The 25,685-nt window shown below is 69.6% G+C and carries 24 protein-coding genes; 6 read left to right on the top strand and 18 right to left on the bottom strand.

Features of this window, described 5'->3' with window-relative positions:
• Nucleotides 1–38 precede the first annotated feature (38 nt).
• From AC1Q9M_RS01970 to AC1Q9M_RS01925, 10 genes are all read right to left on the bottom strand, one after another.
• Nucleotides 39–1,037, bottom strand: a complete 999-nt coding sequence (locus AC1Q9M_RS01970) for an ABC transporter substrate-binding protein (RefSeq protein WP_382158540.1) — start codon at nucleotides 1,035–1,037, stop codon at nucleotides 39–41.
• 70 nt (nucleotides 1,038–1,107) lie between these two features.
• Nucleotides 1,108–1,965 carry a creatininase family protein gene (locus AC1Q9M_RS01965; RefSeq protein WP_291120300.1) on the bottom strand — a complete coding sequence of 286 codons (858 nt, stop codon included), beginning with the start codon at nucleotides 1,963–1,965 and terminating at the stop codon, nucleotides 1,108–1,110.
• A gap of 21 nt (nucleotides 1,966–1,986) precedes the next feature.
• Nucleotides 1,987–3,246: an amidohydrolase family protein gene (locus AC1Q9M_RS01960; RefSeq protein ID WP_382324349.1), complete on the bottom strand. Its 1,260-nt coding sequence runs from the start codon at nucleotides 3,244–3,246 to the stop codon at nucleotides 1,987–1,989.
• A gap of 11 nt (nucleotides 3,247–3,257) precedes the next feature.
• Entirely contained in the window at nucleotides 3,258–4,277 is a 1,020-nt protein-coding gene (locus AC1Q9M_RS01955; protein WP_382325580.1) for a PDR/VanB family oxidoreductase, read from the bottom strand.
• A gap of 122 nt (nucleotides 4,278–4,399) precedes the next feature.
• On the bottom strand, nucleotides 4,400–5,065 hold the full coding sequence (locus AC1Q9M_RS01950; protein ID WP_291120293.1) for a TetR family transcriptional regulator C-terminal domain-containing protein: 666 nt from the start codon (nucleotides 5,063–5,065) through the stop codon (nucleotides 4,400–4,402).
• 107 nt (nucleotides 5,066–5,172) lie between these two features.
• Nucleotides 5,173–5,574: a RidA family protein gene (locus AC1Q9M_RS01945; RefSeq protein WP_382324351.1), complete on the bottom strand. Its 402-nt coding sequence runs from the start codon at nucleotides 5,572–5,574 to the stop codon at nucleotides 5,173–5,175.
• 7 nt (nucleotides 5,575–5,581) lie between these two features.
• A complete protein-coding gene (locus AC1Q9M_RS01940) occupies nucleotides 5,582–6,562 on the bottom strand; it encodes a Bug family tripartite tricarboxylate transporter substrate binding protein (RefSeq protein WP_382158532.1) in 981 nt (326 codons plus the stop codon).
• 13 nt (nucleotides 6,563–6,575) lie between these two features.
• Nucleotides 6,576–8,177, bottom strand: coding sequence for a hydantoinase B/oxoprolinase family protein (locus tag AC1Q9M_RS01935; protein ID WP_492432153.1), 1,602 nt, complete (start codon nucleotides 8,175–8,177; stop codon nucleotides 6,576–6,578).
• The gene (locus AC1Q9M_RS01930) at nucleotides 8,174–10,129 is read right to left on the bottom strand and encodes a hydantoinase/oxoprolinase family protein (RefSeq protein ID WP_492432151.1); all 1,956 of its coding nucleotides are present in this window, start codon (nucleotides 10,127–10,129) and stop codon (nucleotides 8,174–8,176) included. Before AC1Q9M_RS01930 ends, AC1Q9M_RS01935 begins: the two co-directional genes overlap by 4 nt.
• A gap of 9 nt (nucleotides 10,130–10,138) precedes the next feature.
• Nucleotides 10,139–11,377: an NAD(P)/FAD-dependent oxidoreductase gene (locus AC1Q9M_RS01925; RefSeq protein ID WP_382324355.1), complete on the bottom strand. Its 1,239-nt coding sequence runs from the start codon at nucleotides 11,375–11,377 to the stop codon at nucleotides 10,139–10,141.
• Between the two features lie 166 nt (nucleotides 11,378–11,543).
• Between AC1Q9M_RS01925 and AC1Q9M_RS01920 the strand changes: the two genes are divergently transcribed.
• Nucleotides 11,544–12,464: a LysR family transcriptional regulator gene (locus AC1Q9M_RS01920; protein WP_382324357.1), complete on the top strand. Its 921-nt coding sequence runs from the start codon at nucleotides 11,544–11,546 to the stop codon at nucleotides 12,462–12,464.
• A 1-nt stretch (nucleotide 12,465) separates the two neighbouring features.
• On the opposite strand, the gene AC1Q9M_RS01915 is transcribed toward AC1Q9M_RS01920, so the two are convergent.
• Nucleotides 12,466–13,713 (bottom strand): DEAD/DEAH box helicase, encoded by a 1,248-nt coding sequence (locus tag AC1Q9M_RS01915; RefSeq protein ID WP_492432148.1) that lies wholly within the window; start codon nucleotides 13,711–13,713, stop codon nucleotides 12,466–12,468.
• 40 nt (nucleotides 13,714–13,753) lie between these two features.
• Here AC1Q9M_RS01915 and AC1Q9M_RS01910 point away from each other — a divergent pair, with 40 nt between their 5' ends.
• Nucleotides 13,754–14,119, top strand: a complete 366-nt coding sequence (locus tag AC1Q9M_RS01910; RefSeq protein WP_382324361.1) for a translation initiation factor Sui1 — start codon at nucleotides 13,754–13,756, stop codon at nucleotides 14,117–14,119.
• A gap of 9 nt (nucleotides 14,120–14,128) precedes the next feature.
• Here the strand turns inward: AC1Q9M_RS01910 and AC1Q9M_RS01905 are convergent, their stop codons facing one another.
• The 4 genes from AC1Q9M_RS01905 to mfd form a co-directional block, all read right to left on the bottom strand.
• Nucleotides 14,129–14,680: a redoxin domain-containing protein gene (locus tag AC1Q9M_RS01905; protein ID WP_382158518.1), complete on the bottom strand. Its 552-nt coding sequence runs from the start codon at nucleotides 14,678–14,680 to the stop codon at nucleotides 14,129–14,131.
• Nucleotides 14,681–14,694: 14 nt separating this feature from the next.
• Entirely contained in the window at nucleotides 14,695–15,432 is a 738-nt protein-coding gene (gene serB / locus AC1Q9M_RS01900; RefSeq protein WP_382158516.1) for a phosphoserine phosphatase SerB, read from the bottom strand.
• Between the two features lie 31 nt (nucleotides 15,433–15,463).
• Nucleotides 15,464–16,441, bottom strand: a complete 978-nt coding sequence (locus AC1Q9M_RS01895; protein WP_492432145.1) for a Bug family tripartite tricarboxylate transporter substrate binding protein — start codon at nucleotides 16,439–16,441, stop codon at nucleotides 15,464–15,466.
• Between the two features lie 124 nt (nucleotides 16,442–16,565).
• On the bottom strand, nucleotides 16,566–20,057 hold the full coding sequence (gene mfd / locus AC1Q9M_RS01890) for a transcription-repair coupling factor (protein WP_492432143.1): 3,492 nt from the start codon (nucleotides 20,055–20,057) through the stop codon (nucleotides 16,566–16,568).
• A 119-nt stretch (nucleotides 20,058–20,176) separates the two neighbouring features.
• Between mfd and ispD the strand changes: the two genes are divergently transcribed.
• Nucleotides 20,177–20,899, top strand: a complete 723-nt coding sequence (gene ispD / locus AC1Q9M_RS01885; RefSeq protein WP_444686400.1) for a 2-C-methyl-D-erythritol 4-phosphate cytidylyltransferase — start codon at nucleotides 20,177–20,179, stop codon at nucleotides 20,897–20,899.
• Nucleotides 20,896–21,399: a 2-C-methyl-D-erythritol 2,4-cyclodiphosphate synthase gene (ispF, locus tag AC1Q9M_RS01880; protein WP_444686401.1), complete on the top strand. Its 504-nt coding sequence runs from the start codon at nucleotides 20,896–20,898 to the stop codon at nucleotides 21,397–21,399. The genes ispD and ispF overlap by 4 nt, the downstream gene beginning before the upstream one ends.
• On the opposite strand, the gene AC1Q9M_RS01875 is transcribed toward ispF, so the two are convergent.
• Nucleotides 21,383–22,786 carry a sensor histidine kinase gene (locus tag AC1Q9M_RS01875; RefSeq protein ID WP_297401685.1) on the bottom strand — a complete coding sequence of 468 codons (1,404 nt, stop codon included), beginning with the start codon at nucleotides 22,784–22,786 and terminating at the stop codon, nucleotides 21,383–21,385. The genes ispF and AC1Q9M_RS01875 overlap by 17 nt on opposite strands.
• Nucleotides 22,786–23,517: an osmolarity response regulator transcription factor OmpR gene (gene ompR / locus AC1Q9M_RS01870; RefSeq protein WP_291121876.1), complete on the bottom strand. Its 732-nt coding sequence runs from the start codon at nucleotides 23,515–23,517 to the stop codon at nucleotides 22,786–22,788. Before ompR ends, AC1Q9M_RS01875 begins: the two co-directional genes overlap by 1 nt.
• Nucleotides 23,518–23,686: 169 nt before the next feature.
• Between ompR and AC1Q9M_RS01865 the strand changes: the two genes are divergently transcribed.
• Entirely contained in the window at nucleotides 23,687–23,980 is a 294-nt protein-coding gene (locus AC1Q9M_RS01865; protein ID WP_291121875.1) for a hypothetical protein, read from the top strand.
• The gene (locus AC1Q9M_RS01860) at nucleotides 23,977–24,732 is read left to right on the top strand and encodes an SIMPL domain-containing protein (protein ID WP_444686402.1); all 756 of its coding nucleotides are present in this window, start codon (nucleotides 23,977–23,979) and stop codon (nucleotides 24,730–24,732) included. Before AC1Q9M_RS01865 ends, AC1Q9M_RS01860 begins: the two co-directional genes overlap by 4 nt.
• 113 nt (nucleotides 24,733–24,845) lie before the next feature.
• Here AC1Q9M_RS01860 and AC1Q9M_RS01855 read toward each other — a convergent pair whose 3' ends face one another.
• A complete protein-coding gene (locus tag AC1Q9M_RS01855; protein ID WP_382324370.1) occupies nucleotides 24,846–25,616 on the bottom strand; it encodes a 3-hydroxybutyrate dehydrogenase in 771 nt (256 codons plus the stop codon).
• Nucleotides 25,617–25,685 lie beyond the last annotated feature (69 nt).

The following is a 25,685-nucleotide window of genomic DNA, read 5'->3' as shown; positions in this document are numbered from 1 at the left end:
CCCCCTCCCCCCCCCCCCCCCCCCCCCCACAGCGGTCGTCAGGGCAGGACCTTGGCGTCGCGGGAGATGTCGAAGCGGTAGGCCTGGTCGATGTTGACCTTGGCCGGGTCGATCATCTCGTTCTCGACCAGGAAGGCGTGCGTCTTGAGCAGGCGCTCGCGCGTGATGATGCCGATGCCCTGCTTGGCGGCGTCGCCGCTGGTGATGATGCCCATCTCCTTGAGCTTGCCGATGCCGTAGTTGAGCTGGTCGTCGGTCATGTTGGGGTTGTCCTTCTTGATCAGCGCGTTGGCGGGTGCCGGGTCGGCCAGGTAGCTCTTGTAGCCTTCGGCGGTGGCTTTCACGAAGGCGGCCACGGTCTTCTCGCGTTCCTTCACGGTCTTGTCCATGCAGGAGATCAGGTTGGCGTAGGGCGGGTAGCCCTGGTCGGCCAGCAGGAAGGTGTTGGCCTTCACGCCGGCCTTCTGGATCGCGAACGGCTCGGACGAGAGGAAGCCCATCTGCACGACGTTCTTGTCGGCCACGAAGGGCTGGATGTTGTAGGTGTAGGGCCGCGCCTGCGCGTCGGTGTAGCCGTACTTGCCCTTGAGCCAGGACCACATGCCACGCATCGCCGTGGGCGCGATCAGGATGGTCTTGCCCTTCATGTCCTCGAAGGACTTCACGTCCTCGTGGGCGATCAGCACCTGTGGGTCCTTCTGGAAGATGGCGGCCACGTTGACGATGGGCAGGCCGTTGCCGCGCGCCACCATCATCTGCGTGTCGGTCGCGCCCATGATGCAGTCGGCCTGGCCGGCGGCCATGATCTGGATGATGTTGATCTGCGGGCCGCCCATCTTGATGGTCACGTCCAGCCCGTGCTTCTTGTAGATGCCGTTCGCGATGGCCTGGTAGTAGCCGCCGTGCTCGGCCTGCGCGTACCAGTTGGTCATGAAGGTGAACTTTTCCTGCGCCTGGGCGGCGCTCAGGCTCAGGACGCCCAGGGCGGTGGCGCCGAGGGCTCGGCACAGTCGGGTCAGGGATGCGGAGGAGGACATGGCAGGCCTTTCTGTCGAAGGGTGGGGGTGGGACGGAGGAGCGCGGGAGGGAAACGGAACGGTGGATCGATCAGCCCAGCGTCTGCTGGATGTGACCGGTGAAGTGGCCACGCTCCCAGGTCGGTTCATCGCGAACGACCCAGCGCATGGTGAAGAGTTCGGTGATGGCCTGGACCCAGCTGTTGGCCAGGCTGTCGAGGATGGCTTCGCCCTGTTCGCGCGTGGCGGTGGTGGGGTCGCCGATGACGCCGCTGGGGCCGAAGTCGCGCGCCACCCAGGCGCAGGCCGGTCGGCCATCGGCCGAGAGCGTCTTGGACGGGAAGGGCGGCGGGAAGTACGCGGCCGCGCGCTCCATGTGCACCGTGTCGGGCGCCAGCGCGAGCATCAGCGCGGTTTCCGAATGGCCAGCGTGCATGGAGAGCTTGCGTTCTTCGTCGCTGATGAACTTGCCCGAGACGTTGGGCACGCGCGAGACGCCGTAGGGCACGACGACGAAATCGCCATGGCGCAGGCGCAGCTCGCGAGCGGCCATCTCCAGCACCTGCGGCTGGCCACCATGGCCGTTGGCGAACACCAGCTTGCGGAAACCCGAGCGGTAGACCGACTCGCCCAGCTCGATCATGGTCGAGAGCAGGGTGGTGCCGGTGAGCGTCATGGTGCCCGCGAAGTGCAGGTGCTCTTCGGACTTGCCGTAGGTGATGGGGGGCAGGCCGAAGGCGCGGATCTCGGCGGGCAGGCGCTCGAAGGCCTTGCCGATGACGCCCGCGGCGATCACGGTGTCGACCGAGCAGGGCAGGTGCGGCCCGTGCTGTTCGGTGGCCCCCACCGGCAGCACGATGACCGTGTTCTCGCGGTCGGGCAGCGCGGTGATTTCCGTCCAGGCCAGGTAGGGCAGGAAACGGTGCGGGGGGAAGTAGCCGTGCATCATGGGGCGGGTCCTTGTGGGGAGTCAGGGAATGAGGGGGCGGCCGTTGCGCAGCACCACGCGGGGCGTGGTGCGCGAGGGCCAGGCATGGGCGTCCGAGGCGGTGAACACCACGAGGTCGGCATTCGCGCCGTCCAGCGTGGCGCGGGCCAGCGGCTGGCGCTGCAGCCAGTCGGCGCGGCACAGCGCGTCGGACCAGGTGTCGAAAGGGGTGTCGAGCTGGCCGGCCAGCGTGGCGGCCTGCATGGCTTCGAGCGGGTCCAGGCTGCCGACGCGGCAGAACGGGTCCTGCACGTTGTCGCTGGCGAACAGCAGCGGGATGCCGCGCTCGCGCGCTTCCTTCACCAGCATGAGGCCGCGCAGGCGCGGCGTGCGGCCGGTGACGGCGTCCTGCAGCAGCAGGTTGGTGATGGGCAGCGACACCAGTGTGATCGGCGCGCGCGCCACGGCGTCCAGCGTGGCCAGCGCCTGGTCCTCGGGCTGGGCCGCGAGCGCGCAGTTGTGGCCGCAGACCACGCGGCCGGTGAAGCCGATGTCGCGCAGCAGCAGCGCGATGAAGGCCAGGCCTTGCGCGCCGGGATTGAGTTCCTCGTCCACGTGCAGGTCCAGGTCCAGATCGACCGCCTGCGCGGCGTGCACGAGGTGGCGCAGGGCGTTGGCGTCCCAGTTGCTGGAGTGCACGAAACCGCCGAGCAGCGCGTGCGGGCCGGTGGCGGCGACGCGGCGCGCCAGGGCCCGCGCCTCGTCGCGGTCCTGGAACAGGCCGAGCTTGATCAGGGCGACCTGTTCGAGCCGCACGCGGCCGCGCCATTCGGCGGCGAGTTCGGCGGTCACCTCCCACGCCAGGGGCGGGGTGCTGGGGTCCCACCAGTCGATGTGGGTGCGCAGGTGCGTGGTTCCGGCCTCCCAGGCCCATTGCAGGCCGCGCTCGGCGCGCTCGCGCAGGTCGGCGTGGGTCCAGTGGGCGCGGTCGCCGATCACCGCGTCGATCGCGCCGAGCAGGCCGGGCTTCACGGCGCCCATGCGCGGCAGGATGAAGGCCTTGTCCAGGTGCGTGTGCGCATCGACCATCCCGGGCAGCACCGGCGCGCCCTGCACGTCCCAGCCTTGGCCGGTGACCCTGACGGTGCCGGTGATGGGCGAGGTGCGGGTCACACGGCCCTGGGCCAGTTCCAGCAGCGCCAGGGCCGGGCCGGCGCGGTCGGTGGGCCAGTCGGTCGGCAGCAGCCAGCGCGGCAGCCGCGCGTTGGCGATGAAGTCGGGGGCGGCGGGCGGCTGCGGCATGGGGGTGGGGTTCAGAGGTCGAGGGTCAGGGTGGGCGAGTGGCTGCGCGCGCAGCAGATCGCCACGTGCGTGGCGCGCTCGGCCTCGGTCATGCACGCGTCCTGGTGGTCCGGCGTGCCATCGAGGTAGGGCGTGAGGCAGGAGCCGCAGATGCCTTGTTCGCACACGGTGTCCACCGCCACGCCCGCGCCTTGCAGCACGTGGGCGATGCTTTTGCCCGGCGCCACGGGCAGGCGCAGCTGGCGGCGCGCGAGCAGCACCTCGAAACCCGACGTCTGGGCCGGGGCGGCCTGGGGCTGGGTCGGGGCGCTGAAGTACTCGAAGTGCACGCGCTCGGCCGGCCAGCTCTGGCAGGCCTCGCGCACGTGGGTCATGAAACCCTCGGGCCCACAGAAGTAGACGTGGGAACCGGCCGGCGCCTGGGCGATCACGGAAGAGGGGCGGGTGGGCGACGGCACGCTGTCGAAGTGCACCTGCACGTTGCGCCGCCAGGGTGCGTGGTCGAGCGTGCTGCACAAGGCCAGGTGCTTGGAACTGCGCGCGAACACCGCGAGCGTGAACGGCGCGCCCAGCGCGTGCAGCGCATGCGCCATGGAGACCAGGGGCGTCACGCCGATGCCACCGCCCAGCAGCAGGTGGTGGGCCGCGTTCGGCGCCAGGCGGAACTGGTTGCGCGGCAGGCCGATGCGCAGGATCTCGCCTTCGCGCACCCACATGTGCAGGGCGCGCGAGCCGCCGCGGCCGGTGTCTTCGCGCTTGACCGCGATCTCGTACGACTCCGTGGTGCGCGTCGGATCGCCGCAGAGCGAATAGCTGCGCACCAGGCCGCCGGGCAGGTACACGTCCACGTGCGCGCCGGCCTCGCAGGCCGGCAGGGGCAGGCCGTCGATGCGCTGCAGCACATAGCTGTTGACCTCGTCGGTGTGGCGCACGACGCGGGCGACGCGGATGGTCAGGTCACCGCGTGGCGCGGGGCCGTTCGGGGGGCTGGCATGGACCGGTTGGCCCGCTGGCGTGTTGATCGAACTCAATTTCTGACCATTTAATTTGACTATTTGGTCAGTATAAGAAGAATCATCCCCGGGGAAACCGTGAAAACCCGCAGATTCAGGGAAGGAAGGTGGCGCCGCGTGTCGTTGGCGCCACAGCGCGCTCAGTCGCGCAGCAGGCCGCAGCCGCGCAGGATGAACGGGATGAGCTCGTTGGCCACGGCCTCGCGGTCCAGGGGCCCGCAGATGTGGCGCACCTGCAGCGCGAAATCGGCGTGGTGCTGCGTCATGGCCCAGATGTGCATGAGCAGCAGGTGCGCGTTCATGGGCTTCATCAGACCGCGCGCGATCCAGCCGTTGATGATGCCGACTTCCTTCTGGACCCAGGTGCGGGCGTTGGGCCAGTAGCGCCCCAGGTTGTGGCCACCGTCCAGGATCTCGCGCGTGAAGATGCGCGAGACCGTGGGCTGGTCGAAGGCATGGTCCAGCTTCTGGCGGATGTAGTGGCTCAGGATGTCGGCCGGCTCGGTCAGGCCGGGCGGTGCGAACTCGATCTTCCAGGCCATCATCACCGAGTCCAGCAGCTCGTTGTAGAGCTCCTCCTTGCCGGTGATGTAGTAGTGCAGCTGGGGCTTGGTCAGGCCGGCGCGCTCGGCGATGGCCTGGGTGGAGGTGCCCTTGAGGCCATGCAGGCTGAACTCCTGGGTGGCCGCTTCCCGGATGGCGGCGAGGATGCGCTGTCGGCTTTCCCGCACCGCACGTGCGGGGCGCGCAAGCGTGGGGGTGGCGGCGCGGGGCTCGCGCCGTGCCGGGGAATCTGCAGCTGTCATGGTCCGGAGTCGCGTGGGCCGGAGCCGGCCACGACGCGCTGAAAAGTGGGATTTCATGATAGCAGGCGCGCCATTCTGGTGCGCGCGGCCAGCCCCTCGCCACGGGCTCAGCCGGGGCGGCGCAGGGCCACCGCCTCGATCTCCACCAGCACGGGGGCAATCAGGCCGGAAATGACGGTCGAACGCGCGGGCGCCGTGGCCGCGGGGAAACGCTCGGCGTAGGCCTCGTTGAAGCCGGGGTAGTCCTTGGCGTTGACCAGCCACACCGTGGTCTTGACCACGTCGGCCAGCGTGCAGCCGGCGCGCTGCAGGATGGCCTCGATCAGGTCCAGGGTGTAGTGGGTCTGGCTCGCGATGTCCTCGCCGGCCGCCTGGCCGTTGCACATGGGCACCTGGCCGGCGACGAAGACCAGCCGGTCCTCGACCACCACCGCGGGCGAGATGGGCTGGACCTTGCCGGCCCGTTCCACGGGCGGCCCGATGTGTTCAATGCCGGGGTTGGGGCTCATGCGGGGATCAGTCGGGTTTGGCACCGGAGGCCTTGACGATGGAGGCCCACTTCTTCGTTTCCGATTCGATGAAGGCCTTGTACTCGGTGGCGCTGCTGCCGCCGAGCTTGAAGCCGCGCGAGACGAAGTACTCCTGGATGTCGGGGCTGGTCAGCGCGGCGTTCACGTCCTTGTTGATCTTTTCGACGATGGCCGCCGGCGTGCCGGGCGGCGCGAACAGGCCTTGCCACGACAGCGCCTCGAAGCCCGGGTAGCCGCTCTCGGCGACGGTGGGCACGTTGGGGAACAGCGGGTGGCGTTCTTTGGATGTGACGGCCAGCGGCACCAGTTTGCCGGCCTGGATCTGCGGCATGACGACCAGCACGTCGCCGAACATCAGGTCGATCTGGCCGCCCATGAGGTCGGTGAGCGCGCCGGCGCTGCCGCGGTACGGGATGTGCAGGAACGACGCCTTGGTGGCGAGCTTGAACATCTCGCCGGTCAGGTGCATCGAGGTGCCGCTGCCGGGCGAGCCGTAGGTGATCGAGGCGGGCTTGGCGCGCGCGGCCGCGATCAGCTCCTGCAGGTTCTTCGCCGGCAGGTTGGGGTTCTTCACGATCAGCAGCGGCGCGCTCACCACGGCCGTGACGGGCGTGAAGCCCTTGACCATGTCGTAGGGCAGGTTGGGGTAGAGCGCGCCGGCGATGCCGTTGCTGCCGGTCACGCCCAGCAGCAGCGTGTGGCCGTCCGGCTCGGACTTGGAGACGTGGTCCGCGCCCACGGTGCCGCCGGCGCCCGCGCGGTTGTCCACCACCACGGTCTGTTTCCAGGTGACGGTGAGTTTCTCGCCGAGCTTGCGCGCGAGCAGGTCGGTGCTGCCGCCGGGCGGGAAGGGCACGACGATGCGCACCAGTTTGCTGGGGTAGGCCTGCGCCGAAGCGAGCGAGGGCGCGAGCGCGGTCACGGCGAGCGTGGCCGCGAGCGCGAAGGTGGTGGTGATGCGGTTCATGGCGAGATCACTTTCATGTGGGTTGGTCTTTCGGTGCCACCAGTGTGTGGTCTGGTGCACCCCAAGCGCCTCCTCCGGCCGTTTCTATGACGAGCCTGTCCCCCGCCGACCACTCGACGCGCGCCCGGGCGGGCAACACGTCGATGCGTCCATCGGCTCTTTCGATGCGGGCGGCCGACGGTGAACCATCGCCACCGCCCTGGCTGCCGCGCGCGCGGCTGACATGGCGTTCGCCCCGGTAGGAGACGCTGCCCTGTCCTTCTAGCAATTGGTATACCCGCCGCACGCCATGGCCGCCCACGAAGCGGCCCACGCCGCCCGAGCCTTCGCGGATCGCGTAGGTGCTCACGCGCAGCGGCGCTTCGGATTCGATCACCTCCACCGGCGTGTTGCGCGCATTGCCCACGTCGGTGGAAATGCCGCTGGTGCCATCGGCCTGCGCGCTCGCGCCCGCGCCGCTGGCGATGATCTCGGTGAGCAGCCAGCGCTGGCCGCCGGCCCCGGTGCCGCCGAGCGAAAGCACCGTGGCCACGCCCGCGTTCGAGGCCAGCGGCTCGCGCGAGGCGCCGAGCGACCAGGCGCTGAGCATGGCATTGCAGGCCAGCTTGAGCGTGGCGGTGCGCGCGTTCACCGCGGCGGGCAGGCGCGGGTTGACCACGCTGCCTTCGGGCAGCACCCAGGTGGCGGGCGCGAGGCAGCCCGCGTTGTTCGGCGCCTGCGGCGCGAGCGAGCGCATGAAGAACAGGATGGCGGACATCATGCTCGAGGGCGATGCGTTCACCGGCCCGCGCGTCTGCGGCGACGAACCCGTGAAGTCGATCGTGAGCGCGTCGCCGTGCTTGCGCAGGCTCACCGCGATGCGCACCGGGGCGTCGTCGATGCCGTCGCCGTCGAGCTGGTCTTCCCACTGCCAGGCGCCGTCGGGCACCTGGCGCAGGGCGTCGCGCGTCATGCGCTCGGACTGCGCGAGCAGGGCATCGCACACGGCGTTGAAGGCGGGGCCGGTGCGCGCCTGCAGCGCGGCGGTTTCGCGCGCGCCCAGGCTCACGGCGGACCACTGCGCGTTCAGGTCGCCGACCAGGTTGCCCGGTGTGCGGCTGTTGGCGGTGAGCAGGGTCTCGACGTTGCTGTCCACCACGCCGGCCGCGCGCCAGCGCACCGGCGGAATGCGCAGGCCTTCCTGGTGGATGTCGGTGGCGTTCGGCGGGATCGAGCCGGCCGCCATGCCGCCCACGTCCTGGTGGTGCAGGATGGCGGCGGCCAGCGCGATGGTGACGCCCTCGCGGACGATGGGCCGCACCACGATCAGGTCGGGCAGGTGCGTGCCGCCCGACCAGGGATCGTTCATGAGGTAGGCGTCGCCCTCGGCCATCTGCGGCGCGGGAAAACGCTTCAGGACGCCGGCCACGGCGGGGATCAGCGAACCCAGCAGCAGCGGCAGCGAGCGCGCCTGCGCGAGCAGGCGGCCGTCGGGCAGGAAGACGGCGGCGGCGCAGTCGCCGCCCTCGCGCGCGATCGACGAGTAGGCCGCGCGCATCATGCGGCTTTGCATGCGGTCGACGATGCCCTGCAGCGCCAGCCGCACGGGCTCCATCAGGATCAGGTGTTCGTTCATGCGCGCGCCTCCTCGGCCTGCGTCAGCAGCAGGGAGCCGTCGGCCTCCTGCGCCCATTGCCAGCCCGCCGGCACCCACACGGTGGTGGTGGCCGCGAACAGGGCCTGCGGGCCCTGGCCCGTGGCGGCGCAGCCGGCCCACAGCGCGGGGTCGGGCCGCAGGTGGTGGGCGTTGACGCCGGGCTGGGGCACGGCCTGTTCGAACACACCGCGCAGCAGGCCCACCAGCGCGTCGCTGCGCGCGGGCATCTGGCCACGCAGGGCTTCGTAGCGCGCGGCGAAGCGCGCCTGCAGCGCGGGCAGGTTGTCTTCGGGCAGCCAGGCCACTTCCACCGGGCTGCCTTGCCCCCGGTGCAGGATCTCCAGGCTCCAGCGGATGGACGCGCATTCGATGGAGGGATGCAAGTCACCGCGCAAGGCGGTGAGCGCGGCCAGGCCATCGGCATTCAGCGGCAGCGAACAGGCCTTCTCCACCGTCTGCGTGGGCGGCGAGGCCAGCAGGCCCAGCGCGGCGACCACGCCGGCGTGCGCGATCACGCGCACCTGTGACACGCCCGCGAGCTCGGCCACCTCGGCCACGTGCTGGGCGCCACCGCCACCCGCCGCGACGAGCAGGCAGTCGGCGGGGTGGATGTCGCGCTGGAAGGCGCGCATCTTCACGCTCTCGGCCATGGCCGTGGCGGCGGTGGCGACGATGGCTTTCGCCGCGTCGATGGTGGCGATGCCCAGGGGCAACGCGACGTCGCGCGCCACGGCCGCTTCGGCCAGCGCCACGTCCAGCGCCACGCCGCCGGAGAGCTGGCGCGGCAGGCGGCCGAGCAGCAGCAGGGCGTCGGTCAGCGTGGCGTTCGTGCCGCCCAGGCCGTAGGCCGCGGGGCCGGGCCAGGCGCCTTGCGAGCGCGGGCCCAGGCGCAGACCGCCACCGGCGTTCACGCTGGCCAGGCTGCCGCCGCCGATGGAGAGCGATTCCACGTCGGCGCAGCGCAGCCGCAGTGTGAGGTCGCCGCAGAGCAGGGTGTCGGTGAACAGGGGGCGTCCGGTTTCGAGGATGCCGATGTCGGTGCTGGTGCCGCCGACGTCGATGGACATCACCACCTGGGCGGCATCGCTGTCGGGCAGGCTCGCGGCCACGCCCTGCAGCGCGGCGCAGGGGCCGGACATGGCCAGGCCGATGGGGCGCGCCACGGCATCCTGCCAGGGCGCGATGCCGCCTTCGGAGCGCATCAGCGCGGGCGCGGGCAGGCCGCGTTCGGCCAGCGCGCCGCCCAGCGACCGCAGGTACTGCTGCACCATGGGCTTGCTGTAGGCGTCGAAGGCGGTGGCGAGGAAACGCTCGAACTCGCGCGGCTTGGGGTCGACCTCGCTGGAGAGCGAGACCATCAGTTCAGGTTGCGCTTCGAGCAGCCAGGCGCGCACCTGCTGCTCGTGCGCCGGTCGCAGGTGCGAGAACAGCAGGCAGACCGCGACCGAGCGCAGGCCCGAGGCGGCGATGCGGTGGGCCAGGGCGGTGAGCTGTTCGCGGTCCAGCGGCTCGATCTCGTCGCCGTGCGCGTCCACGCGCCCGGCGATCTCGACGCGGTGCGCGGCGGGAAACAGGCGGCGCTCGGGCGTGGGCGGCAGCACGGCGGCGGTGTACAGGTCGCGCCGGTCCTGGCGCGCCAGCGCGAGGATGTCGCGCATGCCGGTGTTGGTGATCACGGCCACCGGGCCGTCGTTCTGCTCCAGCAGCAGGTTGGTGACCACGGTGGAGCCGTGCACGATGCGCGCGACCTGGGTGGGCGCGATGCCGTTTTCATCGAGCATGCGCTGCACGGCCTGCAGGATCGGCTGCACCAGCTGGCCCGCTTCGCGCGGGTGCTTGAGGCTGCGCAGTGTGCCGTCCGAGGCGCAGGCCACCACGTCGATGAAGGTGCCACCCATGTCGATGCCGATGGCCCAGCTCGGTGTGCTCATGCCGGCCTTTCAGCGGAAGCGCCGCGCGCTGAACGGCGACAGGTCCACCTGCGTGGCGCGGCCCGCCACCAGGTGGGCCACCTCGCGGCCGGTGCTGGCGCCCATGCACATGCCCATGTGGCCGTGGCCGAAGGCGAGCCAGGCGTTGTCGGCGTCGCGGCTGCGGTCGATCACCGGCAGGCTGTCGGGCATGCAGGGGCGGTGGCCCATCCACTGCGTCACTTCCGAGGTGTCCAGGTGCGGGAACAGCAGCTGGCCCTGGCGCAGCAGCGCCTGAGCGCGCTCGTAGTTGGGCGCGCGCTTGAGGCCGGCGAATTCCACCGTGCCGGCCAGCCGCAGGCCCATGGCCATGGGGTTGACCATGATGTTGTTCTCCGAGGCCATCACGGTGTGGCGCAGCTTCAGATTGGAGCTGCGCACGGTCACGTGGTAGCCGCGCTGGGTTTCGAGTGGCACGCGGTCGCCGAGCTGTTTCGCGAGCTGGCCGGACCAGGCGCCGGCGGCCACCACCACGCCATCGACCGCGAGCGGTTCGCCGCGGTCCATGCGCAGGCCGGAGACGCGCCGGCCTTCGCGTTCGAAGCCGGTGACCGAGCGGTGGTCGTGGCGGGCGCCGTCGCGCACGCTTTGCGCGACCAGGGCCTTGACCAGTTGCGAGGGGTCCAGCGTGGAGCCGTTGTCGGGCGCGAGGATGCCGAAGCGGAAGCGCCCCTTCAGGTCGGGTTCGAGTTCTTCCAGCTCATCGCGCTCGACGTTGACGAGGTTCACGCCGAGGGACTTGCGCAGGGCCATGCCCCACTTCCACTGGTCGGCGGCCTCGCGCGAGGAGTAGACGTACAGGCAACCGCTGCGGCGCACCAGGGCGTTCGCGTCGGCGTGGTCGAGCAGGGGGCCGTAGCAGTCGAAGATCGGGCGCAGCAGGGTCTGCAGCGCGGTGGCGATGCGCGTGACCTCCTGCGGCGTGGAGTGCTGCAGCATGCGCAGCAGCCAGGGCATCACGCGCGGCAGGTAGGTGGTGCGGATGGTCAGCGGGCCCAGCGGGTCGAGCAGCCAGCTGGGCACTTTCTTCCACATGTTGGGCATGCCCACCGGCAGGCAGGCGCTGGGCGAGAGGGAGCCGGCGTTGCCGAACGAACAGGCTTCGCCCGGTTCCAGCGGATCGACGAAGGTGATCTGGTGGCCGTCGCGCTGCAGCCAGGCGGCTGTGCAGGCGCCGACGATGCCTGTGCCTACAACGGCGATATGCATGGGATCAACGGATTCTTGTGAGGGGGAGGGGTGGGGTGTCTCGCGGCATTCTATGAACCGTGCGATGCATCAAACAAGCGAATTCTTTTGATACATTCATCATGAAATCTGATGATGGTGCATGCACGCCCGCGGGCACCGCTTCTGAACCAGATGGGTGCACGCGATGAACATCAGCTTGAGACAGATGCGGGCCTTCGCGGCCGTGACGCAAAGCGGCAGCTTCACCGGCGCGGCGCGCCAGCTCAGCCTCACGCAGTCGGCGGTGAGCATGCTGGTCCAGCAGCTGGAGCAGGAGCTGCACCTGCAGCTGTTCGACCGCAGCCGCACGGCCATCACGCTCACCGAGGCCGGCAAGAACCTGCTGCCGCTGGCGCAGCGCATCCTGGAGGACGTGCGCCAGGTGGTCGAGGGCGCTTCCGAAATCCGCGCCTTGCGCCGGGGCTTCCTGCGCGTGTCCACCTCGCAGATGATGGCCTGCACCTGGGTGGCCTCGGTGCTCACCGAGTTCGGCCAGCAGCACCCCGGCATCAGCCTGCGCCTGAAGGACGCGGTGGCCGACGACGTGGTGGACACCGTGCGCCACGGGGCGGTGGAGCTGGGCATCGGCCCCGAGCGCCTGACGGGCGAGGACGTGACGCGCAGCTTCCTCATGAACGTACCGATCCGCCTGGTGTGCCCGAAGGGGCACCCGGCCTACGAGCGCGCCAGCGTGTCGTGGAAAGAGCTGCGCGACGAGCGCTGGATCAGTTACTCCCACGAGTTCGGCCGCCACGTGGAGCGCGCGCTGCACACGCACGGCCACGACTTCTCGCTGGACACGGCGAGCGACGTGGGCTTTCTCACCACGGCGATGGCGCTGGCCGGCCACGGCATGGGCGTGCTGCTCGCACCGGAGTACGCGCGCTCGTTCGCCGACAACTTCGGCGTGCGCTTCGTGCCGCTGCGCGCGCCGGCGATCCAGCGCGAGTACTTCGTGTACCAGCGCAAGGGGCAGTCGCTGTCGCCGGCGGCGGCCACTTTTCTCGATCTGTTGCGGCAGCGCGGTGGGGGCGCCCGGCGCGCGGGCAAGGGGGCTCAGGGCTGAATCAGTCCGGCTTGCGGGCGGCGGCAGCAGCGGCTGCGCGCAGCTTGTCCTTCTTGCTCGGCCGTTTGCCCTTGATGCCACCGTCGCCCGGCGAAGGCGGTGGCGCGGTTTCGGTGGGCTCGAAACCGGGCAGGACCTCGAGCGGCAGGGAGAGGCCCTGGCGTTTCTCGATCAGGCGCCAGTGGGCTTCGGTGGTCGGGCTCACGAAGCTCACCGCCAGGCCGCTCGCACCGGCGCGGCCGGTGCGGCCGATGCGGTGCACGTAGTCCACCGCCGAGCGCGGCAGGTCGTAGTTCACCACCACCGGCAGTTGCTCGATGTCGATGCCGCGCGCGGCCAGGTCGGTGGTGACCACCACGTCCCAGCGTTTTTCCTTGAACTCGCCCAGCGCCTGCTGGCGCGCGCCCTGGCTCAGGCCGCCGTGGAAGGAGGTGGCGTACAGGTCACCGTGGTGCAGCTTGGCGGCCACGCGCTCGGCCGCGTACTGCGTGGCCACGAACACCAGCACGCGCTGCCAGCCCTGGTCCTTGATGAGCTGGCGCAGCAACTGCGTGCGGCGCGTGCTGTCGACCAGAAAGGCCTGCTGCAGGATCACCGCGGCCTCGGCCGGCGCGGCGGGCACGTCGATGCGCAAGGGGTCGTGCAGCAGCGCGTCGGCCAGTGCCTGCACCGGCGAGGGGAAGGTGGCCGAGAAGAAGAGGTTCTGCCGCTGGACGGGCAGCAAGGCGAGCACGCGCGCGAGTTCGTCGGCGAAGCCCAGGTCCAGCAGGCGGTCGGCTTCGTCGAGCACCAGCAGCTCCACGGCCGACAGGCGCAGCGCGTTGTGTTCCACCAGGTCGAGCAGGCGCCCGGGCGTGGCGACCACCACGTCGGCGCCGCCGCGCAGCGCCATCATCTGCGGGTTGATCGACACGCCGCCGAACACCACGGCCACCTTGGGCGGGCGCGGCAGATGCTGCGCCAGCGCGCGCACCACCTCGCCGGCCTGCGCCGCGAGTTCGCGCGTGGGCACGACCACCAGCGCGCGCACGCGGCGCGGCGAATGGGTGGCGGCCTGGGTGAGCCGTTGCAGCAGGGGCAGGGCGTAGGCCGCGGTCTTGCCGGAGCCGGTCTGCGCGGTGGCGAGCAGGTCATGGCCGGCCAGCACGGCCGGAATGGCTTCACGCTGGATCGGGGTGGGCGTGGTGAAACCGAGTTCGGCGGCGGCTTGGGCGAGGGCGGGCGCGAGGCCCAGGGCGGTGAATGGCATGGATCGGGGCAGTGTACCGGCCCGGGTAGGATGCGGCCCCATGAAGAACAAGCTTTCGACCGGTGGCCTGGTCTACTCCACCGATGCGGGCCGCATGTGCCCCGACTGCCGCCAGCCGGTGGCGCAATGCGTGTGCAAGCAACGGGCCAGCGCCGTGCCGGCGGGCGATGGCGTGGTGCGCGTCTCGCGCGAGACCAAGGGCCGGGGTGGCAAGGGGGTCACGCTGGTCAAGGGTCTGGCGCTGGACGCGGTGGCTTTGGCCGCGCTGGGCAAGCAGCTCAAGGCGGCCTGCGGAACCGGTGGCACGGTGAAGGACGGCGTGATCGAGATCCAGGGCGATCACATCGAGAAGGTGATGGCCGCGCTGAAATCCCAGGGTCACGCCGTCAAACGCGTGGGCGGCTGAGGCCCGGGCTCAGAACAGCCGCGCCCACCACAGCCGAAGCCGCATGCCGATCTCGCTGGTGTAGCCGGCCGTGGGCGTGCGCAGCCGGCCCTGGGCATCCACCACCACGAAGGCCGGCACGGCCTTGAAGCCGAGCTGGCGGGCGATCTCGCCGCGCGGATCGATCGCCGTGGCCCAGGGCAACTGCCGCTGCGCCAGCACGCGGGCCACGGGGCCGGCCTGACCGGATTGCATGGCGATGGTGAGCACCGGCCAGTCCGCCGAGAGCCGGGTCACGCTGTGTTCTTCCGTGCGGCAGATGGGGCACCACTCTGCCCACACGTGCAGGGCCACGGGCTGGCCGGGGTGGTCAGCGCGCCATTGCGCCAGGGTCGTGCGGCGCTCGCTGCCGTCGGGCTGAACCAGGGTGAGGGCCAGATCGGGCGCGGGGCCGCGCGGCACATCGCGCGTCTGCCAGGCCTGCACGCCCAGCAGCACCGCGAGCACCAGGCCCAGGGTGACGAGGTGGCTTTTCCACCGCCGGCGCAGCGACTGCGCGAAGCGGGCAAGGCGTGACGTCATGGGCATCAGCGTGTTCAGCGCAGGACTTCGAGCAGGCGGTCGAGCCCGCCTTCGTTGATGGCCACCATGGCCTGCGCGCGCACGGCGGGTTTGGCGTGGTACGCCACCGAGAGGCCGGCCACGCCCATCATGGGCAGGTCGTTGGCGCCGTCGCCCATGGCGATGCACTGCGAGGGCTCGATGCCCAGCAGCGACGCCACTTCGAGCAGCGTGCGGCGTTTCTCGGCACCGTCGCAGATGTCGCCCCAGGGCTGGTCCACCATGTAACCCGTGAGCTGGCCGCAGTTCGGGCCGCTTTCCACTTCGAGCACGTTGGCGCGCGTGAAGTCGATGCCCAGCGTCTGGCGCACGCGCTCGCTGAAGAAGGTGAAACCGCCCGAGACCAGCAGCACCTTCAAGCCGGCGGCCTTGCAGGCGCGCACCAGCTCGGCCGCGCCGGGGTTGATGCGCAGGCGCTCGGTGTAGATCTGCTCCATGTCGGCGATGGTCACGCCGCGCAGCAGCGCCACGCGCTTGCGCAGGCTGTCCTTGTAGTCGGTGATCTCGCCGCGCATGGCGGCCTCGGTGATGGCGGCCACCTCGGCCTTCTTGCCCACGGCGTCGGCGATCTCGTCCACGCACTCGATGCTGATGAGCGTGGAGTCCATGTCGAAGGCGATGAGCTTGAAGTCGCTGAGTTTGAGCGGCGGGGTGAAGCCCTGGACGGTGAGGCCGGGGGCGAATTCGGTGGCGGTGGCGGGAGCTTGTGTCATGGCCGGGATTATCCCAGCCATGCACAAGCCCTTACTGTGGCGTGAGGCCGGCGGCCTTGACCAGTTCGGCGTGCAGCTTGATGTCGGCCGAGATGATGCGCTGCAATTCTTCCGGCGTGCTGGGGGCCACCTCGATGCCGCTGGCTGCCAGCTTGGCCTTGAATTCGGCGTCCATGGCGGTGTTCACCGCGCGGTTGAGCTGGTCGATGATGGGGCGCGGGGTCTTGGCTGGCGCCAGGATGGCGACCCAGGCCGAGAGGTTGAGGTTGGCCAGACCGCCTTCGGCCATGGTGGGCACGTCCGGCAGGACGGGCGAGCGTTGGAGGCTCATCAGGCCCAGCGCATGGAGCTTGCCGGCCTGGATGTGCGGCAGGGCCTCGGGCAGCACGGCGAACATCGCGTCCACGTTGCCGGCGAGGGTGTCGTTGACCGCGAGCGCGCCGCCCTTGTAGGGCACATGCAGCATGCGGGCCTGGCTGCGGGTCTCGAACATCAGCCCACCCAGGTGCTGCGGGCTGCCGTCGCCCGACGAGGCGTAGCTGATCTTGCCCGGCGCGGCCTTGGCGGCGGCGAGGAAGGCGGCGGCGGTCGGGTACTTCTGCCTGTCCTTGACCACCAGCACCATGGGCTGGTTCACCAGCCGCGAGATCGGCATGAAGTCGGCCTCGGGGTCGTAGGGCAGGGTCTTGAAGATGCTCTTGTTCGTGGTCAGGAAGGAGGCGGGCGACACGGTGAGGGTGTAGCCGTCGGCCGCGGCCCTGGCAACCGCCGGCATGCCGATCTGGCCCGAGCCGCCCGCGCGGTTCTCGATCACGAAGGGCTGGCCGAACTGGGCGTTGAGCTTCTGGCCCAGCATGCGCGCGATCATGTCGGCGCTGCCGCCCGCCGGCAGGCCGACGATGACCTTCACCACGTGGTCCGGGTAGCTGCCCTGCGCCAGCGTGGGGCCAGAGAGGGCGAGCGCAAGAAGGGCGCTGGCGATGTGCAGCGCGGTGCGTCGGGTCGGCATGGTGGGCTCCGTATCGGTGTGTTTGTGCGGTGAAAGGGACAGGGCCACCAGGGAAGGTGGCCATGCCGTTTTACGCAAAAACCATGCCGTTGGGTATCGGGCCCGGCCCACCCTCGGTGGGGACCTACGGGGCCGGCGCGGGGGCCTTCGCCTGCAGCGGCTGGCCCAGGCTGCGCAGCACGTCGCGCACCAGCTGCACGCGGTCCTTCACCTCGGGCAGGGGGCGCTCGATGCGCAGCTTGTCGTTGCCGGCGAGCTTGATGTGGCGGTTCTTCTGGATCAGTTCGATGATGCGCATCGGCTCGAACGGCGGGTTGGCGCGGAAGGTGATGTTCGTCACGCCCGGTGCCGCATCGACCTTGACGACACCGTAGGGCGTGCTGATGCAGCGCAGGCGGTGCACGTCGATCAGCGTCTGCGCCTGGGGTGGCAGCTTGCCGAAGCGGTCCACGATTTCCTCGAGCAGTGCATCGACCTGGTCGGTGTTCTTCGCGGTGGCCAGCTTCTTGTAGAACGACAGGCGCAGGTGCACGTCGCCGCAGTAGTCGTTGGGCAGCAAGGCCGGGGCGTGCAGGTTGATGTCGGTGGTGACCGACAGCGGCGAGAGCAGGTCGGGCTCGCGACCGGCCTTGAGCGAACTCACCGCTTCGGACAGCATCTCGTTGTAGAGCTGGAAGCCCACCTCCAGCATGTTGCCGCTCTGGTTCTCGCCCAGCACCTCGCCCGCGCCGCGGATCTCCAGGTCGTGCATCGCCAGGTAGAAGCCGCTGCCAAGTTCCTCCATCTGCTGGATCGCGTCCAGTCGCTGCGCCGCCTGCTTGGTCAGGCCTTCGATGTCGGGGACCATGAGGTAGGCGTAGGCCTGGTGGTGGCTGCGGCCCACGCGGCCGCGCAGCTGGTGCAGCTGTGCCAGGCCGAACTTGTCGGCGCGGCTCATCACGATGGTGTTGGCCGTGGGCACGTCGATGCCGGTCTCGATGATGGTGGAGCACAGCAGCACGTTGAAGCGCTGCGCCACGAAGTCGCGCATCACGCGCTCCAGGTCGCGTTCGGGCATCTGGCCGTGCGCGATGGCGATGCGCGCCTCGGGCAATATCTCCTCCAGCTTCTGGCGCCGGTTCTCGATGGTCTCGACCTCGTTGTGCAGGAAGTAGACCTGCCCGCCGCGCTTGAGTTCGCGCAGCACGGCCTCGCGGATCACGCCGTTGCCCTCGTTGCGCACGAAGGTCTTGATGGCCAGGCGGCGCTGCGGCGCGGTGGCGATCACGGAGAGATCGCGCAGGCCTTCGAGCGCCATGCCCAGCGTGCGCGGGATCGGCGTGGCGGTGAGCGTGAGCACGTCGACCTCGGCGCGCAAGGCCTTCATCGCCTCCTTGTGGCGCACGCCGAAGCGGTGTTCCTCGTCGATGATGAGCAGGCCCAGGTCCTTGAACTTCACGCTTTCGCTGAGCAGCTTGTGCGTGCCGACCACGATGTCCACCGAGCCGTCGGCCAGGCCCTTGGCGGCGGCGGTGATTTCCTTGGCCGAGCGGAAGCGGCTCATCTCGGCCACCTTCACCGGCCACTTGGAGAAGCGGTCGGACAGGGTCTGGAAGTGCTGTTCGGCCAGCAGCGTGGTGGGCGCGAGGAAGGCCACCTGGCGCCCACCGGTGACGGCCACGAAGGCGGCGCGCAGGGCGACCTCGGTCTTGCCGAAGCCCACGTCGCCGCAGACCAGGCGGTCCATGGGGCGCGGGCTGATCATGTCCTGGATCACGGCGTGGATGGCGCCACGCTGGTCGGCGGTCTCCTCGAAGCCGAAGTCGTTGGCGAACACCTCGTAGTCCTGCGCCGAGTAGCGGAACGCATGGCCCTGGCGCGCGGCGCGGCGGGCGTAGATGTTGAGCAGCTCGGCGGCGGCGTCGCGCACCTGCTCGGCCGCCTTGCGCTTGGCCTTTTCCCACTGGCCGCTGCCCAGCTTGTGCAGCGGCGCCTCGTCGGCGCTCACGCCGGTGTAGCGGCCGATCAGCTGCAACTGGCTCACCGGCACATAGAGCACGGCCTTGTCGGCGTACTCCAGGTGCAGGAATTCCTGCAGCGCGGGGCTGCCGTCGGGGTTTTTCTCCCCCATGTCCATGTTCACCAGGCCGCGGTAGCGGCCGATGCCGTGCGCGTTGTGCACCACGGGGTCGCCCAGGTTGAGCTCGGACAGGTCCTTGATCAGCGCGTCGACGTCGCTGACCTGTTCCTGCTTCTTGCGCCGGCGCGTGGTGGGGCCGGCGGCGAAGAGCTCGGTCTCGGTGACGAAGTCGATGCCGTCGTCCAGCCAGGAGAAGCCGACCGCGAGCGCGGCGGTGGCGATGCCGGTCTTTTCTTCGCTGGCCTGGAACTCGGCGAGCGAGTCGAAGGCCGGCGGGTGGACGCCGCTGGCGCGCAGGAAGTCCAGCAGGCTCTCGCGCCGGCCATCGCTTTCGGCCAGCAGCAGCACGCGGTGCGCGGTGTTGCGGATGTGGGCCTGCAGGCGCGAGAGCGGGTCTTCGGCGCCGCGCACCACGGACAGGTCGCCCAGCTTCTGCACGTGCGCGCCGTGTTCGATCTCCTGCTTCGCCGGGCGCACCACGTACTGCGCGTGCTGGTTGGCGCGGGTGTAGAACTGCTCGGTGCCCAGGAACAGGGCTTCGGGCGGCAGCACCGGCCGCTCGGTGTCGCCGCGCAGCAGGCGGTGGCGGTCCTTGGTGTCCTGCCAGAAGCGCTGGAAGGCGGGCTCCAGGTCGCCATGCAGCACCACGGTCGTGTCCGCGCCGAGGTAGTCGAACACGGTGGCGGTGTCGTCGAAGAACAGCGGCAGGTAGTACTCGATGCCGGCGGTGGCCACGCCGTTGCCGATGTCCTTGTAGATGCGGCTCTTGGTCGGGTCGCCTTCGAGCAGCTCGCGCCAGCGGCTGCGGAATTTGGCGCGCGCCGCGTCGTCCATCGGGAACTCGCGCCCGGGCAGCAGCCGCACCTCGTTCACCGGGTACAGGCTGCGCTGGCTGTCGGGGTCGAAGGTGCGGATGCTGTCGATCTCGTCGTCGAACAGGTCCACCCGGTAGGGCACCAAGCTGCCCATGGGGAAGAGGTCGATCAGGCCGCCGCGCACCGCGTACTCGCCGGGGCTCACGACCTGCGTCACGTGCTGGTAACCCGCCAGGGTCAGCTGGCCCTTGAGCCTGGCTTCGTCGAGCTTCTGCTTGACCTTGAAGTGGAAGGTGTAGCCGGCCAGAAAGGACGGCGGCGCGAGCCGGTACAGCGCGGTGGTGGCGGGGACGAGCACCACGTCGGCGCCGGTGTCCTTGTCGCGCTGCGAGATGCGCCAGAGCGTGGCCAAGCGTTCGCTGATCAGGTCCTGGTGCGGCGAGAAGGTGTCGTAGGGCAGCGTTTCCCAGTCGGGGAAGAGGGCGCAGCGCAGGCCGGGCGCGAAGAACGCCATCTCGTCGATCAGCCGCTGCGCGTCGTTGGCGTCGGCGGTGACGATGGCGGTGAGTCGGCCGGCGGCTTTTTCGCGCTCGCCCAGCTGGGCCAGCATCAGGGCATCGGCCGAGCCGCCGGGATGCGGCACGGTGTGGCGTTTGCCGGGGGTGAGTTTGGGCAAGTCCATGGGAGATGGAGGGGCGTGCGGGGTGGACTTGAGTGCGTGGTGGGCCAATGCGGCCATGACGAACACCCCCGACCGGGAGGGCGGGGGTGTGAGGGCTGATTTTAGAATGCAGGCACACCATGCCCCATGCCGACACCGAATTGACCCGCCCGAGCGCTCCCCGATGCCATGCGCTGCTGCCCTGTGCGGGCACCGGCACCCGGGCCGGCACCGACATCCCCAAGCAGTACCAGCCGATCGCCGGCCAGCCCATGGTGATGCACACCCTGGCGGCCTTGCGCGCCGTGGCGCGCCTGCAAGGCTGCGTGGTCGTCATCGCGCCCGACGATGGCTTCTGGACCTCGCAGCCCGTGGGCACCACGCTGGCGCGCCGCGGCGGGGCCACGCGCGCCGAGAGCGTGTTCAACGGCCTGCAGGCCTTGAGCGAGCAGGGCGCCCGGACGGACGACTGGGTGCTGGTGCACGACGCCGCGCGCTGCCTCGTCACGCCGGCTCAGGTGGATGCCCTGATCGACGCCTGCTGGAACGATGCCGTGGGCGGCCTGCTGGCGCTGCCCTTGCCGGACACGCTCAAGGCCGAAACGGGTGGGCGCGTGGCGGCCACGGTGGAGCGCGCCGACAAGTGGCTGGCGCAGACGCCGCAGATGTTTCGCCTGGGTGCCTTGCAGGCCGCGCTGGCGGCCACGGCGCCCGGCGGCTTCGCCGGTGTGACCGACGAGGCCAGCGCCATGGAGATGGCGGGCCACCGGCCGCTGCTGGTGCGCGGCAGCGCGCAGAACTTCAAAGTCACTTACCCCGAAGACTTCGCGCTCGCCGAAGCCGTGCTCAGGAGCCGTTCATGAATCCCAACACCGTTCCTTCGTTCCGCATCGGCGAGGGCTGGGACGTGCACGCGCTGGTGCCCGGGCGGCCGCTCATCATCGGCGGCGTGCGCATTCCCCACAGCCAGGGGCTGCTCGGCCATTCCGATGCCGACGTGCTGCTGCACGCCATCACCGACGCGCTGCTGGGTGCGGCGGCGCTGGGTGACATCGGCCACCATTTCCCCGACACCGACGAACGTTTCAAAGGCGCCGACTCCAGCGTGTTGCTGGCCGAAGCGGCGCGCCGGGTGCGCGAGGCGGGTTTCGAGATCGGCAACATCGACAGCACCGTGATCGCGCAGGCGCCCAAGCTCGCGCCCCACATCGCCGCCATGTGCGAAGGCATCGCCCGCACGCTGGGGCTGGCGACCGGTCAGGTCAACGTGAAGGCCAAGACGGCCGAGAAGATCGGCCCCGTGGGGCAGGGCCTGTCGATCGAGGCGCGCGCGGTGGCGCTGCTCGTCAAGACGGCGCCTTGACCAGTTTCATGTGGGCCGCGAGGCCCCCGGTGCTGCTGTTGGCCAGCGCGAAACGGCCGCCCATGCGCGCGATGGCGCGGTCCACGATGGCCAGGCCCAGGCCGGTGCCGGTGGCCGCGCTGCGCGAGACGTCGCCCCGGTAGAACGGCTGGGTCAGCTGTTCGAGCTGCTCCGGGTTGACGCCTTGCCCGTGGTCGCGCAGCTTGACCAGCACGTCGTCGTCCTTGGCCTTGGCCGCGATGTCGATCTTGGCGATGCCGGTTTCCGGGTCGCGCCCGTAACGCATGGCGTTCTCGATCAGGTTGGAGAACACGCGCTGCAGTTCCACCGCGTCGCCCATCACGGCGGTGTCGCGCGGGATGTTGGTGGTGATGTAGGTGTTCGGGTCCTGGCCGACCGAGAAGATCGCGGCGTCCACCACCTGGTTGAGGCTCACGCGCTCGGGCTTGAGGTGGTCGGGGCGGGCGTAGTCGAGGAACTTGTCGATGATGGCGTTGACCTGGTCGATGTCGGCCGCCATGTGCTCGCGCGCCTGCGCGTCGTCCACGCTCATCTCGGTTTCCAGGCGCAGGCGGGCCAGCGGCGTGCGCAGGTCGTGCGAGATGCCGGCGAGCATCAGGGCCCGGTCCTGCTCGATCTTGGAGAGCCGCTGGGCCATGCGGTTGAAGCCGATGTTGACCTCGCGGATCTCGCTGGTGGCCACGGCTTCGTTGAGCTGGCTCGCGTTGAAATCGCCTTCGCGCACGCGGCTGGCCGCGAACGAGAGCTTCTTCAGTGGCCGGTTGATCAGGCGCGCGATCAGCGCCGCGCCCGTGAGCGAGAGCAGGGCGGCGGTGCCCAGCCAGATCAGCCAGGTGGTGCCCGCCACCGGGCCGATGCGCGAGGGGTCGGTGAGCAGCCAGTAGGGATCGCCGTCGATGGTGAAGCCGATCCACAGGCCTGGCGCGCCATTGACTTCGCGCGCCACCAGGGTGTCGGGCCCGAGGCGGCCCCGCAGGCGCTCGGCCACGTTGCGGCTCAGTGCATCGGTGTTGTAGAGGCGGAAGGTGTCGGTGGGCTCACGCGGTGCGATGCGCAGGCCTTCCTCGCTGGCCAAGGTCTTGATCAGCGAGACCCGGGCGATGGCGTCCGAGTGCACCAGGGCGGCCCGGCTGAGGTTGACCAGCGAGGCCAGCTGGTTCGCGCTCTGCAGCGCCCGCGGCTCGTACTCCAGCGCGCGGAAGGTCTGCAGCCAGGCGACGGTGCAGCCGACCAGCAGCAGGGCAAGAAAGAAGAACGTGCGCCAGAACAGGCTCACGCCCCGCGAAGGACGCATGTCCAGCGGGGCGGGCGCTGTCTCCAGCGAGGCTGGCTGGGTCTCGAACGGAACGCGTGACTCGTCGGACATCAGGCATTGCCATCGGGCACGAAGACATAACCCACGCCCCAGACGGTCTGCAGGTAACGCGGCGACGCGGCGTCCTCTTCGATCAGCTTGCGCAGGCGGGAGACCTGCACGTCCAGGCTGCGGTCAAAGGGCTCGAACTCGCGGCCGCGCGCCAGCTGGGCCAGTTTTTCGCGCGACAGGGGCTGGCGCGGGTGGCGCACCAGGGCCTTGAGCATGGCGAATTCGCCGGTGGTCAGCGGCAGGTCGGCGCCTTCCTTGCGCAGGGTGCGCAGGCTCAGGTCGAACTCGAACGGGCCGAACTTCACCACTTCCTGGTCCTGCGACGGTGCACCCGGCACCTCGGTGGGCGGGCGGCGGCGCAGCACGGCGTGGATGCGGGCCAGCAGCTCGCGCGGGTTGAAGGGTTTGCCCAGGTAATCGTCGGCGCCGACTTCCAGGCCCACGATGCGGTCCACATCCTCGCTCTTGGCGGTGAGCATGATGATGGGCGTGCGGTCGCCATTGGCGCGCAGGCGGCGGCAGATCGACAGGCCGTCTTCGCCGGGCATCATCAGGTCGAGCACGATGATGTCGACCGAGTCGCGTTGCAGAACCCGGTTGAGGGCCTTGCCGTCTTCGGCCAGCATGACCTCGAAGCCTTCCTGCATGAGGTAGCGGCGCAGCAGGTCGCGGATGCGGACGTCGTCGTCGACGACCAGCACTTTGTTGGGACGGACAGTGGTTTGTGGCATGGGAGCAACTTCCGTTAAATGTAACAAACTCGATTGTGGCAGCGCCAAGTGCTTGTCAGCACTCATTTTTTATTTTTATGACACGCTGTTACAGATGTTGCCCGCATACTCCGCCGCTTCACCTCGCCCACATCACACAATCGGCGAATTGACCATACTTGAGTGCACCATGAAATCGTATCTGTCGAGTGGTTTGTTGCTAGTCACCCTGGGTTCGGCCTATGCCGCGCCGGGCGACCAGCGCGTGCATCCGATGCCCTCGGATGCGCCGGTGGCCGTCATGCCGATCTCGGCCGACGAAAGCGACCCACGCAGCACGATGCGCTTGCGCGATGCGCTGCGACAGCCCTTCGATGACATGGACGACAGCCGCAAACCCTACCGACTTTCGGTGGAAGAGCGCCAGCGTCTGCGCGAACAGCTTCGCGACCAGCCGCATCACGACTTCAAGTTCAAACCATGACCCTGTTTTCCTCGCGTCGTTTCTCCGGTTCCTCTTCCTCTTCTTCCCGCTTTCTTCTCTCCTCCGTGCTGGCCCTCGGGCTGGGCTTGAGCGCTTCGGCGATGGCCCAGGTCACGGTGCCCGTGCCCGCCAACGTGGTGAACATCGCCGCCAGCGGTTTCCTGGAGGTGCCCCAGGACTGGCTGAGCATGAGCCTGAACACCACGCGCGAGGGCAGCGACGCCGTGACGGTGCAGAACCAGCTCAAGCAGGCACTCGACGCCGCGCTGGCCGTGGCCCGCGCCAACGCCAAGCCGCAGCAGCTGGAGGTCCGCACCGGCCAGTTCAGCCTGTATCCGCGCTACAGCAGCAACGGCAAGATCAACGGCTGGCAGGGCAGCACCGAACTGGTGCTCGAAGGGCGCGACTTCGCCCTCATCAGCGCCACGGCCGGCAAGATCCAGACCCTGACCATGTCGGGCACCAGCTTCTCGCTCTCGCGCGACGCACGCCGCAAGCTCGAGTCCGATGTGCAGGCGCTGGCCATCGAGCGCTTCAAGGCCCGGGCCGATGAAGTCAGCAAGGGCTTCGGTTTCTCCGGCTACAGCCTGCGCGAAATCAATGTGAGTTCGGCCGACCAGGAAGTGCGCCCGTTCCAGCCGCGCGCCATGGCCATGGAAGCCAAGGCCGCGATGTCGGACGCAGCAGTGCCGGTGGAAGCCGGCAAGTCCACGGTCAACGTCACCGTGTCGGGCTCGATCCAGCTGAAATAGACAACTTCTGCGCCTGAGACGGCGCGGTCCAGAGGTGCCGCGGAACCGGCTTTGCCGGGCCGCTGGCGCCCCCCCTGGAGTGGGACGCGCGAAGCGCGGCGGGGGGGCTGCTGTTACTGGGCGGCCCAGCCGCCGTCCATGTTCCAGGCCACGCCCCGCACGTTGTTGCCGGCCGCCGAGCAGAAGAACACCGCCAGCTCGCCCAGTTCTTCCGGGGTGGTGAACTGCATGGACGGCTCTTTTTCGCCCAGCAGCTGTTTGGTGGCGTCCGCGTTGGAAATGCCTTGCGCCGCAGCCTTGGCGTCCACCTGTTTCTGCACCAGCGGGGTGAGCACCCAGCCCGGGCAGATCGCGTTGCAGGTGACGCCGGTGGTGGCGTTCTCCAGCGCCGTGACCTTGGTCAGGCCCACGATGCCGTGCTTGGCCGCGACGTAGGCCGACTTCTCGGCCGAACCCACCAGCCCATGCACCGACGCCACGTTGATGATGCGGCCCCAGTTGGACTTGAGCATCGCGGGCAGGGCCAGGCGGCTGGCGTGGAAGGCGCTGCTGAGGTTGATGGCGATGACCGCGTCCCAGCGCTCGACGGGAAAGTCTTCCACGCGCGCGACGTGCTGGATGCCCGCGTTGTTCACCAGGATGTCCACCTGGCCGAAGGTGCTGGCCGCGAAGGCCATCATGGCCTCGATCTCCGCCGGTTTGCTCATGTCGGCGCCGTGGTAGGCGACCTTGGCCCCCAGCGCAGCGATCTCCGCCTTGGGGCCTTCGGCATCGCCGAAACCGTTGAGCACGATGTTGGCACCCTGGCGCGCCAGGGCCTTGGCAATGCCCAGGCCGATGCCGCTGGTGGAGCCGGTGACGAGGGCGGTCTTGTTGGCAAGCATGAAGTGAACTCCAGTTCCAGTACGATGGGTTGAAAAGCGCTCAAGGCATTATCACGGACGCCTCCAGGC

Source organism: Hydrogenophaga sp. GW823-FHT04C09, assembly GCF_058796355.1.
The sequence above is the reverse complement of the archived record's forward strand: the minus strand, read 5'-3'. Positions and strand labels throughout refer to the sequence as shown.